This is a genomic window from Acinetobacter sp. KS-LM10, from assembly GCF_036896575.1.
Classification (GTDB): Bacteria; Pseudomonadota; Gammaproteobacteria; order Pseudomonadales; family Moraxellaceae; genus Acinetobacter; species Acinetobacter avistercoris.
Genome location: NZ_CP145906.1, coordinates 3,037,262 through 3,052,531 on the forward strand (window position 1 = coordinate 3,037,262; position 15,270 = coordinate 3,052,531).

13 protein-coding genes and 1 pseudogene are annotated in these 15,270 nt (G+C 40.2%); 3 read left to right on the plus strand and 11 right to left on the minus strand.

All coding sequences use genetic code 11. The features are described from left to right. Nucleotides 1-47: 47 nt before the first annotated feature. Nucleotides 48-848: an NAD-dependent epimerase/dehydratase family protein gene (locus V5M36_RS13765; protein WP_338559995.1), complete on the minus strand. Its 801-nt coding sequence runs from the start codon at nt 846-848 to the stop codon at nt 48-50. A gap of 53 nt (nt 849-901) precedes the next feature. Between V5M36_RS13765 and recG the strand changes: the two genes are divergently transcribed. After that, the gene (recG, locus tag V5M36_RS13770; RefSeq protein WP_338559998.1) at nt 902-2,947 is read left to right on the plus strand and encodes an ATP-dependent DNA helicase RecG; all 2,046 of its coding nucleotides are present in this window, start codon (nt 902-904) and stop codon (nt 2,945-2,947) included. 245 nt (nt 2,948-3,192) lie between these two features. After that, nucleotides 3,193-3,819 (plus strand): annotated as a pseudogene (locus tag V5M36_RS13775) (ComF family protein). A 60-nt stretch (nt 3,820-3,879) separates the two neighbouring features. On the opposite strand, the gene V5M36_RS13780 reads toward V5M36_RS13775, so the two are convergent. Further along, on the minus strand, nt 3,880-4,284 hold the full coding sequence (locus tag V5M36_RS13780) for an NUDIX hydrolase (RefSeq protein ID WP_338560001.1): 405 nt from the start codon (nt 4,282-4,284) through the stop codon (nt 3,880-3,882). Beyond that, nucleotides 4,281-4,880: an LOG family protein gene (locus V5M36_RS13785; protein WP_338560003.1), complete on the minus strand. Its 600-nt coding sequence runs from the start codon at nt 4,878-4,880 to the stop codon at nt 4,281-4,283. Before V5M36_RS13785 ends, V5M36_RS13780 begins: the two co-directional genes overlap by 4 nt. A 155-nt stretch (nt 4,881-5,035) precedes the next feature. Between V5M36_RS13785 and V5M36_RS13790 the strand changes: the two genes are divergently transcribed. After that, complete coding sequence (locus V5M36_RS13790) at nt 5,036-6,049, plus strand: CorA family divalent cation transporter (protein ID WP_338560005.1); 1,014 nt, start codon at nt 5,036-5,038, stop codon at nt 6,047-6,049. 121 nt (nt 6,050-6,170) lie between these two features. On the opposite strand, the gene V5M36_RS13795 is transcribed toward V5M36_RS13790, so the two are convergent. The 8 genes from V5M36_RS13795 to dxs form a co-directional block, all read right to left on the minus strand. Then, nucleotides 6,171-6,458 (minus strand): STAS domain-containing protein, encoded by a 288-nt coding sequence (locus tag V5M36_RS13795; protein ID WP_338560007.1) that lies wholly within the window; start codon nt 6,456-6,458, stop codon nt 6,171-6,173. 23 nt (nt 6,459-6,481) lie between these two features. After that, the gene (locus V5M36_RS13800; RefSeq protein ID WP_338560009.1) at nt 6,482-7,114 is read right to left on the minus strand and encodes an MlaC/ttg2D family ABC transporter substrate-binding protein; all 633 of its coding nucleotides are present in this window, start codon (nt 7,112-7,114) and stop codon (nt 6,482-6,484) included. 18 nt (nt 7,115-7,132) lie between these two features. Beyond that, nucleotides 7,133-7,801, minus strand: coding sequence for an outer membrane lipid asymmetry maintenance protein MlaD (gene mlaD / locus V5M36_RS13805; protein WP_338560011.1), 669 nt, complete (start codon nt 7,799-7,801; stop codon nt 7,133-7,135). Next, complete coding sequence (mlaE, locus tag V5M36_RS13810) at nt 7,801-8,580, minus strand: lipid asymmetry maintenance ABC transporter permease subunit MlaE (protein ID WP_338560014.1); 780 nt, start codon at nt 8,578-8,580, stop codon at nt 7,801-7,803. The genes mlaD and mlaE overlap by 1 nt, the downstream gene beginning before the upstream one ends. After that, complete coding sequence (locus V5M36_RS13815; protein WP_338560016.1) at nt 8,577-9,395, minus strand: ABC transporter ATP-binding protein; 819 nt, start codon at nt 9,393-9,395, stop codon at nt 8,577-8,579. Before V5M36_RS13815 ends, mlaE begins: the two co-directional genes overlap by 4 nt. Before the next feature lie 462 nt (nt 9,396-9,857). Then, a complete protein-coding gene (locus V5M36_RS13820; RefSeq protein WP_338560018.1) occupies nt 9,858-11,789 on the minus strand; it encodes a DEAD/DEAH box helicase in 1,932 nt (643 codons plus the stop codon). Nucleotides 11,790-12,207: 418 nt separating this feature from the next. Continuing rightward, nucleotides 12,208-13,038: an inositol monophosphatase family protein gene (locus V5M36_RS13825; protein ID WP_338560020.1), complete on the minus strand. Its 831-nt coding sequence runs from the start codon at nt 13,036-13,038 to the stop codon at nt 12,208-12,210. A gap of 121 nt (nt 13,039-13,159) precedes the next feature. Next, on the minus strand, nt 13,160-15,064 hold the full coding sequence (dxs, locus tag V5M36_RS13830) for a 1-deoxy-D-xylulose-5-phosphate synthase (RefSeq protein ID WP_338560022.1): 1,905 nt from the start codon (nt 15,062-15,064) through the stop codon (nt 13,160-13,162). Nucleotides 15,065-15,270: the final 206 nt, after the last annotated feature.

A 15,270-nucleotide genomic window follows, 5' to 3' on the forward strand; every position in this document is an offset into this window, starting at 1 on the left:
CATCTCATCAAATATCCACATATTTATTAAGTTAATTTTAACAAATATTATTTTAGTGAGTTTGCCAAACTTTCATATTTTAATATAAACCCACTCTCCAACATCCACTCAGCAAAAACTCTTTTTCCAGATTGTTTCTGACTTTCTAACACCAATTCAGGTAAGTCCAATTCCCTCTGAATTTTTAAAATCATTTCATGCAAAGGCGTAGGTTCATTATTACTACAAATATATGATTTTTGAGGATGTTCCACGTGAATCAGATGGGCTAAGAAATTTGCTAAATCATCAATATGAATTCGATTTGACCAATGAATATTTGGATAAGATTGAGTAACTTTAGCAAGTTTAATCATACGAGCAGAAGATCCCGAGTAAATACCTGTTGGTCTTACCACTATACATTCAGAAGGATAGGCACTTTGCCAACGTCTTTCCATTTCCAACAACAACTCACCCTGCGCATCGCATGGAATTGGTATCGAATGATCATCAATACGTCCGCCTTGATTTTCTCCATACACACGCGTTGAAGAAACCACAATCACCTTTTGAACAGGATGACCTTTTAAAGCATTAACAAGGGGTTCGACTGAGTCCACATAAGTTTGTTGATATAATTCCAAAGAGTTTTGGTTGACATCATATCGTGGTGCGAGCAAGACATATACAACATCGATAGGTGCAACATTAGATAAATCAATTTGATGAACATTTTGAATCAGATGCTGAGCGAAATCATCTGTTTTATGGCTACGACTAATTGTGGTAATTTGGTGCTGTTGCTGAAATAATGAATAAGCAACACGTTGGGATGTTTTACCGTAACCGACAAATAAAATATGCATCAAATCACCTAATGATTATCCATTCAAACAATGAACTACTAAGTTGAGGGGACATGGCTGCAGTCCATCAATTGCAAGGGGTTGGAAATGCCTCTGCTGCTTTACTCGAAAAGCTCAATATTTTCACGACAGATGATTTACTTTTTCATTTGCCCCGTGATTATGAGGATCGTAGCACTATTATCCCGATGAACCAACTGACTGTGGGTCGTAGCTATTTACTTGAAGGTATTGTGGTTTCGATAGACATGCCGCCTGGTAAACGTAAATCTATGGCGATTTTATTACAGGATGATTTTGCCAAAGTCACATTACGTTTTTATCATATTTATAAGGCGTTAATGGACCGTGCAAAATCAGGAAATCGACTCAGAGTTTTTGGAGAAGTTCGTGTCGGTGCACGCGGTCTAGAAATGTATCATCCTGAAATTCAACTCATCAGTGAACACACTCCATTACCTCAAACATTACTCACAGCAATCTATCCCAGTACAGATGGATTAACGCAAGCTAAATTTAGAGAATACGTTAATCAAGCCTTACAACAACACAGTAATGATTTACCTGAGTTACTACCTGAAAAATTTACCAATGGTTATGCACTAAAACAAGCACTGGAATATATTCACCACCCTCCTGTTGATGCCAATATGCTTCAGTTAGCGCAAGGCATACATCCTGCCCAACAACGCCTAATTTTTGAAGAACTCGTTGCACATCAAGTCAGCTTACTCATGCGTCGTGCTTATATTCAACAAATTTCAGCACCTTCTTTTTCTCCAAGTAAAACATATGCTCAACAAATTTTGTCGACTCTACCATTTGAAATGACCAATGCTCAAAAAAGGGTTTCAAATGAAATTGTTAAAGATTTAAAACAAAACAAACCAATGCTGAGATTAATACAAGGTGATGTTGGCGCAGGTAAAACCTTAGTTGCAGGAATCGCTGCATGTCATGCCTTAGAAGAAGGCTGGCAAGTGGCGATGATGGCACCGACTGAAATTTTAGCGGAACAACATTATCTCAATTTCAAAAAATGGTTTGAACCTTTAGGTATCAACATCTCTTGGTTATCTGGCAAACAAAAAGGCAAAGCTCGTACTGCTGCTGAACTCTGTATTAAAGATGGTTCTGCCCACTTAGTGGTGGGAACACATGCGCTTTTTCAAGAAAGTATTGAATTCGCTAAATTGGGTTTGGTGATTATTGATGAACAGCACCGCTTCGGTGTCGATCAGCGTCTCGCTTTACGCAATAAAGGTGTTAATAATACTACACCGCATCAATTAGTGATGACCGCGACCCCTATCCCCCGCACGCTCGCAATGTCTGCTTATGGTGATTTGGATACCTCTGTGATAGATGAGCTTCCTCCAGGTCGTACGCCCATTCAAACTGTCACGATTCCACTCGATCGCCGTGAAGAAGTTTTAAACCGTATTGCTCAAAATTGTGCTGAAGGTAAACAAGCGTATTGGGTTTGTACCTTGGTTGAACAGTCTGAGACCTTGGACGCGCAAGCAGCTGAAGCAACATATGCCGAAATTAAAGAAAGATTCCCCCATCTTAATATCGGTCTTGTACATGGCAAAATGAAAGCAGTCGAAAAACAGTTGGTCATGCAGCAGTTTAAAGACAATGAATTACAACTGCTGATTGCCACCACCGTGATTGAAGTGGGTGTAGATGTCCCCAATGCCTCAATTATGGTCATTGAAAATGCTGAACGTTTAGGTTTATCTCAACTTCATCAGCTCCGAGGCCGAGTTGGCCGAGGTGCAACCGCAAGTTTTTGTGCTTTGTTATATAAACATCCACTGTCACAAAATGGGCAGGAACGTCTTCGCACGATGCGTGAAACCAATGATGGCTTTCTCATTGCTGAAAAAGATTTAGAAATACGTGGTCCCGGCGAGTTATTGGGAACGAAACAAACGGGTGATATGAGATTTCGAGTTGCAAAATTAGAGCGAGATGATCATCTATTGGCACAAGCACACTTTGTGGCCGCACAAGTATTAAAAGACACCCCACATCAAGCGGAAGCCTTACTGAAACGTTGGTTACCCAATGCGCCTAGGTATGCTTATGTTTAAACTGTATAAACTGACTTAGACTTTAATTAATATTTGGATGATGAAGTCGTTTTAAAACTAAAAGCTTAAGGCTATTGATATCGCTTTTTTGTGGGCTTGCATTGAATTCTATCTGTAAAGATTTGAATAAGAGTCACCTGTATTAATCAGATTATCTTTCAAAATTTTTGTCGCTAAAATCACCCAAACTCATTCAATTAAATTAACATAAACAAATATTCTAATAAAAATAATGATAGAAACTCATGTTTATTCATCGCCTCTTACAATCAAGCTTTCAGCGGATCATACCCTGCCAACTCTGTGGTTTAGATTTACAACAATCACATTCCTTGTGTCGTGATTGCTGGTCAGAACTCCCGTGGTTCAAGCAGACCATCGAACGAAATGAAAGAGAGATCCTGGTTGCTTTACATTACGTATTTCCCATCGATAGAATCATTCAAAAATACAAATACGAACAACAGCTGCATTATCAGACATTTTTATTCAACACCTTAACCCAATTAAGATATAAAAAATTTCAAGCGATTGTGCCTATGCCGATTTCTGCTGAACGCTTGGCTTCGCGTGGTTATAATCAGATGCTGATTATTGCAAAGCTTCTCGCAAAGCACTTCAATGTCGAGGTATGGCAACCCGTAATACGCTCGGCACAACATGCTCAAAAAGGCCTATCACGAGTTGAACGATTAGAAAATATTGAACAGTAATTTAAACCGATTCATTCTGAGCGACGAAAATTTAAAAAGGTATTGATCATTGATGATGTCGTGACCACTGGTAGTTCTGTACATGCTTTGGCGCTGGCACTTGAGCGCTTGGGTTGCCATCAAATACAAATCGCCTGTGTTGCAGCAGCAGTCTCATGATCTAAATTAAAAACGCTTCCTAAAGACAATGAATCATTAAAGAAAAAATAAAAATACGACTTAAGCCAACACCATATTTAAATATTTTTGGCACCATGGAATGACGATTTCAGTGGTTAATGGTGCTAAAAACGCATCTTGATTGCTTAAATTAATCCATTTCATTTCTGCTATTTCACCATCGACTTTGGGTTCACCATCAAAACTCACCTGATACAAATAACTCACCAATAAATGATTAGGCTCGTTGGCAGCAGGTGTTTCGAAACGTCCAATAAATTGGTCAATGGATGCATCAACACCAATCTCCTCTTTAATTTCACGTAACATGGCCTCATCTGGTGCTTCATTTTCCTCAAGCTTTCCGCCGACTTGCATAAAGTATTGAGTATTTTGTTTACGAACCAAAAGCAATTGATTCTGATCATTTACAATGATTGCTGCCGCAACAGTGATGGTTTTCATGTATCAAGTTTCACCAAGTTCTCACGATCTTTCACACCCCATTTTGGTTCAGGCGCCTCATAATTTTCAAAGATATCTAAGATTGATTCAATAGAATCACGATTGATCAGCGCATCATTAAAACGACTGCGGGTAAATTCTTTATCTGTTGTTAATTGAATAAATTGAATTAAATGATCATAGAAACCTTCAACATTCAAAAAAGCACAGGGTTTTAAATGAATGCCCAACTGAGCCCAAGTCCATTGCTCAAAAATTTCCTCAATGGTCCCAGCACCACCAGGCAATGCAACAAAACCGTCAGACAAATCTGCCATCATGGTCTTGCGTTCATGCATATTTTTTACAATATGCAATTCGGTTAAATGTGGATGTGCCAATTCACGATCAACTAAACCTTGTGGAATAACACCAATGACTTTAGCACCAGCTTCTAAAGCACTGTCAGCGACGATCCCCATCAAGCCTGAACGACCACCACCATAGACAAGTGTTTGTCCACGACGAGCTATTTCCAAGCCTGTTTTTCTTGCTGTTTCTGCAAAAATAGCATCTGAGCCTAATGTCGAACCACAAAATATGGCGATAGCTTTCATACAAATTAACCTTTTGAATTGTGTTGTGCCTTAAAACTAGACGATATCTGATTTTTTAAAATATTTAGTTAAGTAATCAGTTCTTTTTCGTAGCATCCTTGTCTAAAATACATGCATCACTATCAATCAAAACTGCGCAAAGGAGAAAAGATCAAATGCTTGAAGCCTTTTACGCCACAGAGCGCGGTAGTTTGGAAGATGCAACTATTAATGGAGGTTTCGACTTACATCCAGAATTGGTATGGGTCGACCTTATTGCACCTTCACAAGAAGAACAAGAATGGATACTAGACGCCTATAAACAAAATTTACCTACTCTAAAATCATTAGAGGATATTTCATCCTCTGCACGATTCTATCGTGATGATGATGGTATTTTACATATCAGCACATATTTTTTAACTAAAAATAAAAATTATCAAGCTGAGGGCGACCCTGACGATACATCAAATATGTTAGGTACGGTTCAAACCGTCGCTTTTATCTTACACAAAGATCGCTTATTTACCTTACGTGGCGAAAAGCTGGTGGCATTTAGAGCTTTCCGTGCACGCGCACGTCGCAATGATTACGATATTGAGTTTAAAGATCCCACTTGGATTCTTTTGGGCCTACTTGAGGCAAAACTCGATGAACTTGCGGATATCTTAGAAGATATCCACAAAGATCTAGAATCCTATTCAACTGAAGTTTTGAATGTACGACATCGTGAACAGACGCTTGACCTCGATGACATGATTACGCGACTTGCGCAAAAAGAAGATATGCTTGGAAAAGCGCAACTTTGCCTCATCGACTTAAGACGTGTTTTAACCTTTTTATCTCGTCCACGTGCTTTGGGCAGTCATATTTATGATGCTGATATTCGAGAGCTTAGTGAAGATGTACGTTCATTGGTTGAGCATGATGCCTTTCTCTTCCAAAAGGTTCGCTTCTTACTGGATACAACGTCTGGATTCATTAACACCGAACAGAATGACACGATTCGTCGATTCTCGATTTTACCGAGTATGCTTGCGCCACCGATGCTGATTGCCAGTATTTATGGCATGAATACAGATATATTGCCTTTTGCACAAGGCAGTACCAGCTTTATTATTGTCAGTATAATTTTATTTGTATTCCTGGTCGGACCATTAATTTACTTCCGTTGGAAAAAATGGATTTGATTTTCTGTCATTGCGAACTCTTCAATCAGAATTTTAAAAAGATTTTTTTTAAGTTTGGAATATAAAAAAAGCACTCTAGAGTGCTTTTTTTATATCGACGATAAACTTCAAACAAAGATGTTTATATCAATTTCAAATCATCTTCCAAATGACAAGATTGGATAATCTTGATCATTTTTTCAGGTACAGCTTTAAAATGTAAGCTTTGAGTATCAGGCATCTGTCTCAACCATTGAACCAAAACAGCCAAAGCCAAAGTACTTCCCTGTTCAAGTTCAGCTAAATTGACCACCAATGGATATTGGTTTTTTTCTCGAATGAGCGTCAAACCATCTTGATAGTATTGTTCAGCATTGTCGTAATTAATTTTACCCGACACCCACAACTCTTGTTGGTTGAAACAAATCATGCGACACCTATCATTACAATTTACTATTTTTTATCGACAGCGGCTTCAGCATCAGGCTTGAAGTTAGTGATTGCTTTATCAATATCTCCGCCATTTCGTTTTACAGTTGCAGCGAACTGGTTACGGAACTGTAGACCTAAATCAATTCCTGAAACGTTAATATTGCGAATTTTCCATTCACTACCTTTATCCGTCAACTGGAATGAAACAGGAATTTTTTCACCCTTATTGTTGAAATCAATCGTCACGACAGGGTTTGCGCTCGTTGACGCTTTATATGGACGAATCGTATAGGTTTGATTGCTAAACTTAGAAAAAGCACTGCCGTAATTCTCAATCAGTGTTTCACGGAAATTTTTCTCAAACTGTGCTCGTTGAGCTGCATTACTATACTGACTCGTCGCATAAGTGCCCATCACAATACGAGTAAATGCTTGTGAATCAATATACGGGTCAAGATTCTGACGAACAATGGTTTTAACAGCGTCAGGGTTATTTTTCAATTTTGCCTGATCTGCTTTCAAACGAGAAATCAGATTATCAGCCACTTTTTTTACAAAAGCGGGTGGTGTTTCTGTAGGTGCCGCAAAAGCTGTAGTTGCAATCATTGCAGATAGAATACTTGTTGCAACGGCTTGTTTAACTAATATTTTCATTCAAATTTCCTCAATATTTTATTCAACAAACGATGTTTGAGTATCGGTTGCTTCAGATGATGTCTCTTTCGCACCAGTATCTGTTTTGGTATCACCTGCACCACCTGTAACGAATTTAGAAACCAAGTCTTCAATTTCCATCGTACTTTGAGTGTTGCTAATCTGATCACCACGTTTCAAATAGGTCAAACCGCCACCTGGGACAATTTTCAAATATTTTTCACCTAAGAGACCATTTGTTGCTACCATTATATAAGCATCTTCATCAATATTTGTGATGGAGTTCATGTTCGCTATGAGTTGCTTTTCCATTTCTTTTTGTTGCTCTGGCGTTGCAGATTCATAGTCAACACTGTAGCGAAGTTCTTCAATCGCGCCATCTTGGACCAATTTCAATTGTTCCGCATTAAATGACGTTAACTGCCCATCTAAATTAATTTTTACTGTTGCTAAGCGCGTTACAGCATCTAGCGTGATTGACTCAACCTCACCAACCTTAACGCCACTTAATGCAACTTTAGCGCGTGGTTTAATCCCATTAACGTTATCAAAAGTTGCTGTCATGCTATAGCTATCTTTTAAGTTTGTGCCAGCCAAACCACTGACTTTCATCGCTAGAAAAAATAGAGCTATACCAAATAAAATAACGAAAATTCCGACTGCTAGCTCACTAGTACGTGATTTCATTAAACACCTCCGAACATGACCGCAGTCAAAACAAAATCAAAGCCTAAAACACAAAGTGAAGAATATACGACTGTACGTGTTGTTGATGTCGCAATACCCTCAGACGTCGGTTCACAGAAATATCCTTGATAAACCGCGATCCAAGTACACAACAAAGCAAAAACAAAACTTTTTATAATAGTGCCATTTAAGATATCTTTAGAGAATTGCACGGTATTTTGCATACCACTCCAATACGATCCTTCATCCGCGCCGAGGAAGTCGACACCGACCATTTTACCGCCCATAATTCCAACTGCTGCAAAAATTACAGCCAACATCGGTAAGCTAAAAATACCTGCCCATAGACGCGGTGAAATAATTCGTTTGAGTGGATCAACACCGATCATTTCCATACTGGACAATTGTTCAGTTGCTTTCATCAGCCCAATTTCGGCAGTCAAAGCTGAACCCGCTCGACCTGCAAATAACAGTGCAGCGACAACTGGTGCAAGTTCGCGTAGTAAAGTTAAAGACACCGCAGCGCCTAACATCGCTTCACTACCAAAAGTCACCAGAATGCTATACATCTGCAAACCCAGCACAGCACCAATGAATAAACCAGAAACCACGATAATCAATAATGACATCACACCGACACGGTACATTTGGTAAAGAAATAACTTTACCCCTGTCCAAGTCGGCATGGAAAATAAAATCTGTAGCAGCATCAAAGCTGCAACGCCGATTCCACGAACACGTTCAATAACGCGTCTACCTAATAAGGCGATTGCATTCATGAACGCACCTCACCACTTAAATATGCTTGATGGCTGAATTGATAATCTACAGGACCTTCAACTGAACCGGTCAAAAATTGACGTACAAAAGGAGAAGAATGTTCTTTTAGTTGCTCAGGCGTACCTTCACCTTGGACCTTCCCTTCTGCAACCACGTAAATATAATCTGCAATAGATAAGGTTTCAGCAACGTCATGCGACACAATAATCGTAGTCAAGTCCAAAGCTTCTCTTAATGAACGAATCAAGCGAGACAAAACACCCATAACAATCGGATCTTGTCCTGCAAATGGCTCATCATACATAATCAGCTCAGGATCGAGCGCAATCGCACGTGCCAAAGCGACACGACGGTTCATCCCGCCTGATAACTCAGAAGGCATCATTTTTTCCGCACCACGCAGACCAACTGATTCAAGCTTTAAAGCCACCAGTTCTGCAATGAGATGTTCTGATAATTGAGTATGCGCTCGTATAGGAAAAGCGACATTTTCATAAACTGACATGTCAGTAAATAAAGCACCACTTTGAAAAAGCATTCCCATACGTGCACGAGCAGCAAATAATTGCTGTCTAGACATATCTGCAATATTCAAACCATCTAGCAAAACTTCACCATAATCTGGGCTTAACTGTCCGCCAATTAGACGTAATAACGTTGTTTTACCTGTGCCAGATGGGCCCATAATGGCTGTAATTTGGCCACGTCGTATTTTTAGATTGACATTATCATAGATGATACGATCGCCACGATTAAAGCTTAAACCCTTAACTTCAATAAAGGTTTCACTATCTCGATGTAATTGATTATTCATAGCTGAGCGTATTCCTGCAAATTATCAGCTCGCATACTATACTCTGAAAAGGCTGAATGAAGATGTTATTTATTTATAATGACGAAGAATATCGATTGTATCATTATTAGTCATTCTTATTAAACTTGAGAATTCTTATAAATTAATAATCGCATCAAATAACATTTTTTAATTTTGAATATTACTATCTGATTTTTGAATTTTTCTAAATGATTTAAAAATATCTTTAAAAAATCATACTATATAGAAAATAACTAAGATTCAGAATCAACAAAATAGAGAATAGATAAATCATCATCGCTCCTATTAAACTTTGAAAAGACCCATGAGAAACGTGAAAAGTGTTCATAATTTACTTTTTGTTTTAACAATATGACATAGTTAACAGTTATATTAGCATATTGAGATTTCTTAGCAATAAAAAAACCAGTCAAGTGACTGGTTTTTTTATATCTTTATGAATTAGTCGTTAAATTTACGACGTGGACGTTCTTCACCGCCTTCACGACGTGGACGATCCGGGTTGAATTCACGCTTAGGACGTTCATCAGTACCGAAAGTACGTTTAGGACGATCATCAAAAGAACGTTGTGGACGATCACCAAAACCGCCTTCACGACGTGGAGCTGGACGATCACCGAAATCACGTTTTGGACGGTCATCAAACGAACGTTGTGGACGATCACCGCTAGGTTTGTAATCTACACGATTACCGCGATTGTCATCATTCGAACGTGGTTTATCAGAGAACGAACGTTGTGGACGATCACCATAACCGCCTTCACGACGTGGAGCTGGACGATCTGAACCAAATTCGCGCTTTGGACGGTCATCGAAAGAACGTTGCGGACGATCACCAAAACCACCTTCACGACGTGGAGCTGGACGATCTGAACCAAATTCGCGCTTTGGACGGTCATCGAAAGAACGTTGTGGACGATCACCAAAACCGCCTTCACGACGTGGAGCTGGACGATCTGAATTAAATTCACGCTTTGGACGATCATCACCGTAAGAAGGACGCTCGCCACGAGGCTTGTCATCGAAACTACGTTGTGGACGATCACCGCGAGGTTTGTCATCAAAAGAACGTTGTGGACGATCACCACCACGACCGCCGCCAAAACCGCCACGACCGCCATCACGACCACGACCACCGCCGAAACCGCCACGACCGCCATCACGACCACGACCGCCGCCATCACGACTACCGCGTGCAGGAGGTGGAGATGGCTCAAGGCCTTCAATTTCAGATACATTTAAACGTGCATCTAAGAAATCTTCTAAAGCACGAATTTTACCGCGTTCACGGTAAGTTGCTAAAGTGATTGCTTTACCTGTACGACCCGCACGACCTGTACGACCGATACGGTGTACATAGTCTTCGTTCTTCATAGGAAGACCGAAGTTAATAACGTGTGAAATTGTTGGTACGTCAAGACCACGAGCAGCAACATCAGTTGCAACTAAGATTTTCGCACGACCTTCACGAATGCTACGTAAACGGCGGTTACGTACAGTTTGTGGCATAGCACCATGAAGCGCAACAACTGAAAGACCAGCTTCAGCAAGCTCTTCAGCCAACATATCTGTATCTTCTTGAGTTGAAGCAAATACTACAGCTTGATCAACGTCTTCAGCGCTCAACCAATGTGTAAGTAATTTTTTCTTGTGTTCAAAGCCATCAGTCCAATGCAATGTTTGAGTGATGTCCATATTTGTAGAGTGACCAGTTTCGATCGCAATACGTACAGGCTCATTCATCATACGTTCAGCAAGGGTAATAATACGACCCGCGAAAGTTGCAGAGAACATTAATGTTTGTTTACGGTTGTTCGCTAAATCACTGATTGCTTCTAAATCTTCAGAGAAACCAAGATCAAGCATACGGTCTGCTTCATCTACGATTAAAGCATTGACTTGATCAAGTTTGATTTGACGACGGTTAACTAAGTCAAGTAGACGACCTGGAGTCGCTACAACAACTTGTGCACCTTTTAATTGTTGGATTTGCTTACCAAAAGGCATACCACCCATAATTGCAGCAACACGAACACCTTTCATGTGGCGTACAAGTGCAATTGCGTCTTGGCTTACTTGTTGAGCCAATTCACGTGTAGGGCAAAGCACTAAAATATTTGGTGCAGTAACAGCACGCATACGATCTTTAAATGAAGAAAGTGTGTCTTCATTTGTCGTTAGATCATTTAATGTCGGTAGTAAGAATGCAGCTGTCTTACCTGAACCTGTTTGGCTCGATACTAAAAGATCTTTACCTTCTAAAGCAGCAGGAATAGCTTGCTCTTGAACAGTAGTAGGCGCAGTAAAGCCTAAAGTTTGTAGTGCTTGTTGAAGTGATTCGTGTAGTGGAAAATCAGCAAAAGTCTTGCTCATAGAGGTATTCACCCTTATATGGGTGCTCCATTAAATATATAGTCTGATGGACATCGGCAAAAAGCGGCACAGCAATAATCGCTGAAAATATAAAAATCAGCGGCGATCCGAGAACGACGATGCGTATAACGCACATTTGATAACAGCCGCAACCTGAAGGAATCGCTTAAGCGATTGGGTGGGGCGCGAAATATTGTCCTCTCTTGGGACCGGACGCGCATACACAATATAGAAGAGAAATGTTCAGGTAATGAACGAAATTTAGTGCGTGGGCGGATTATAACAGAGTTTAAAAAAATGTCACGCGGTTTAATCCATTTTTCCACTTTATTATTGTTATCGAGAGAATTTTAATTTTTACCCATCGTAAAAAAAGCCTCGAATACGAGGCTTTTTTTATTATAGATCAATCTATTGCTTATTTAGCAGCTTCGCCCCAAGCTGGAACAACAGCTTGCATCAAAGGCTTTAACATTTTCATTGAACATGCCAATACTTGACCATTGTTCATTGAATCTGAACCACCGCGTGCATCTACTACAGTACCGCCCGCTTCTTTCATAATTAACTCGCCTGCAGCGATATCCCAAGGTTTCAAACCAAGTTCAAAATAACCATCAAAACGACCAGCAGCGACATAAGCTAAATCTAATGCAGCAGAACCTGTACGGCGATATTGTGCACCAGCTTGTGTCACGTTCAACAATGATTCGAAATGGTTTTTAGCGTAAGAAACAATTTCACCATTACGTTTTGCACGGTAAGCATGACCTACAGATAAGAATGTATTTTCTAAACTGTCTTTCACATTTACACGAATACGACGTTGGTTCATCATTGCACCGCGACCGCGGCTTGCAGAGAATAACTCATCTTTCACAGGGTCATAAATTACACCGTGTTGAGTTACGCCTTTATGCTGAACAGCAATAGAAATACAGAAATGAGGAACACCATGAATGAAGTTTAATGTACCGTCAAGAGGATCAATCACCCAACACCAATCGGCATCGTGACCATTACCTTCTTGCATACCAAATTCTTCACCAAGAAAACTGTGGTTTTTATAACTCTTCTTAAGAGTCGCAATCGTCAATTCTTCTAAATAACGATCTACGCGTGTAACTGGTCCATCAATACCTTTTTCTTCAACTTGTAGATCAAGTTTATGACGATTCTGATGCGCTTTTAAAAGCTCTTGACCAACTGTTTGAGCCGCACGCGCAGCCATAACCACCATAGGTTCCATTGAACATACCCACTACATATTTGAAGAAACTGATAAAGAATAATGCATAAAAGCGCCCATATTCTATCAAATACAGACGCTTTTAGGGAGAAAAACTTTCTAAAATTTTAGTCGTACGACTTTAAACCAATTGCACAAGCTTGGCCCATGCTTGGGAAATCGACTTTTCAATGCCTTTTGCATCCAAGCCGCAACCTTTCAACATTTCATTGTGGCTGGCTTGAGCCAAAAAGCGATCTGGTAAGCCCAAATTCAATATTGGTTTTACAATTTGTGCTTCAGCTAAAAACTCATTAACGGCACTTCCCGCACCCGCCATCACTGCATGTTCTTCAATGGTGACAAACAAATGTGTAGCGTCCGCAAATTGACGAATGATATTTTCATCCAATGGCTTAACATAACGCATGTTAATCACACGAACTTCAATATCAAATTGTTGAGCTAGTTGTTCAGCTGCTTCAACAGCAACACTGACTCGGCTACCAAAAGCGAGCATTGTGATGCCTTCATCAGAACCCATATTGAGTTCTGAAACGACCTCTGCTTTACCTATCTCAAGTTGTGTTAATTGTTGTTCAATCTCTACGCCTAAACCATTTCCACGCGGATAACGTACCGCAGCTGGACCAGGATAATGATAAGCAGTATGCAGCATTTGACGACACTCATTTTCGTCTTTAGGTGCCATAATCACGATGTTTGGTACAGTGCGCATAAAGGCATAATCATAAGCACCTGCATGCGTAGGTCCATCTTCACCCACCAAACCTGAACGATCAATACCAAATGTGACATCTAAGTTCTGTAAAGCTACATCATGAATGAGCTGATCATAGCCACGTTGTAAGAATGTGGAGTAAATAGCAACAACGGGCTTTAATCCTTCACATGCCATTCCCGCAGCTAAGGTTACGGCATGCTGTTCTGCAATCGCGACATCAAAATATCGTTCTGGAAATTGTTCAGCAAACTGCACCATGCCTGAGCCTTCGCACATCGCGGGTGTAATTGCCAACAAACGTTGGTCTTGTTCAGCTTCATCACACAACCACTGACCAAAAACATCTGAGTATTTAGGCGCTGCATTAACTGCTGCTACAGCATTAAGCTTTCCAATCGCATGATACTTAATTTGTTCGGCTTCAGCTGGTGCGAAGCCCTTGCCTTTTTTGGTATAGACATGGATCAAACGAGGACCTTTGCGTTTTTTGATCGCATGGAAGGCCTGAACCAACTGATCGACATCATGCCCATCAAACGGTCCAAAATAGTCAAACCCGATTGCTTTAAATAAGTTGTCAGCAGCATCTGTTGCTGAACAGTGTAAGCGTGATGTAAAACCCCACTCTGGATAATCTTGTAGGTACGCTTCGCCGAGTTCATTAATATGAACGGACTGACCTTTTTCCCAAATTGCAGCCAAATGCTTTGCAAACCCACCAGTGCTACATGAAATTGACATATCGTTGTCATTCAATACCACCATCAAATCTGCTTGATGTGCGACTGCATCATTCATCGCTTCAAAGGCCATGCCCGCAGTCATAGCACCATCCCCGATAATGGCAACAACATCACATGGATCTTTTTGATAACGACGCGCCAATGACATACCTAAACCAGCAGAAATAGCTGTAGACGAATGTCCCACCCCAAAAGTGTCAAATTCTGATTCTTCACGTGTAGGGAAAGCAGCCAATCCATTTTTAGAACGTATGGTCGTGAGCTGCTCACGGCGACCAGTTAAAGCTTTGTGCGGATATGCCTGATGTCCCACATCCCAAATTAAACGATCTTTAGGCGTGTTAAAGCAATAATGCAAGGCAACTGTTAATTCAATCACCCCTAAATTTGCGCCAAAATGCCCGCCACTCTGCCCTGCAGCATACAAAATGAATTGGCGCAGTTCATCTGCAACTGTAACCAATTGGTTTGCCTCCAGCTTACGTAACTGTGCTGGATCATCAATCATGTCCAACAATGGCGTAACTGGCCGTTGAGTAGGTATTTCGGTATACAACATATGTGGCAATGCCTTCTAAAGCCTGGCAAATCCTAAGCTAGGTAAAATGGGTTAGCTCAATCTTTTGTAACAAAAGATCGAAAAAAATCACCTTCAATCAACCACATTATATTGGCGTGTTATCAAGCAATTGCTTAATTTGGCGTTGTTAGGTCTTTAGATTATCCTGAATAACCCTAGTACTTATCAACTATTATCGTGTGCTT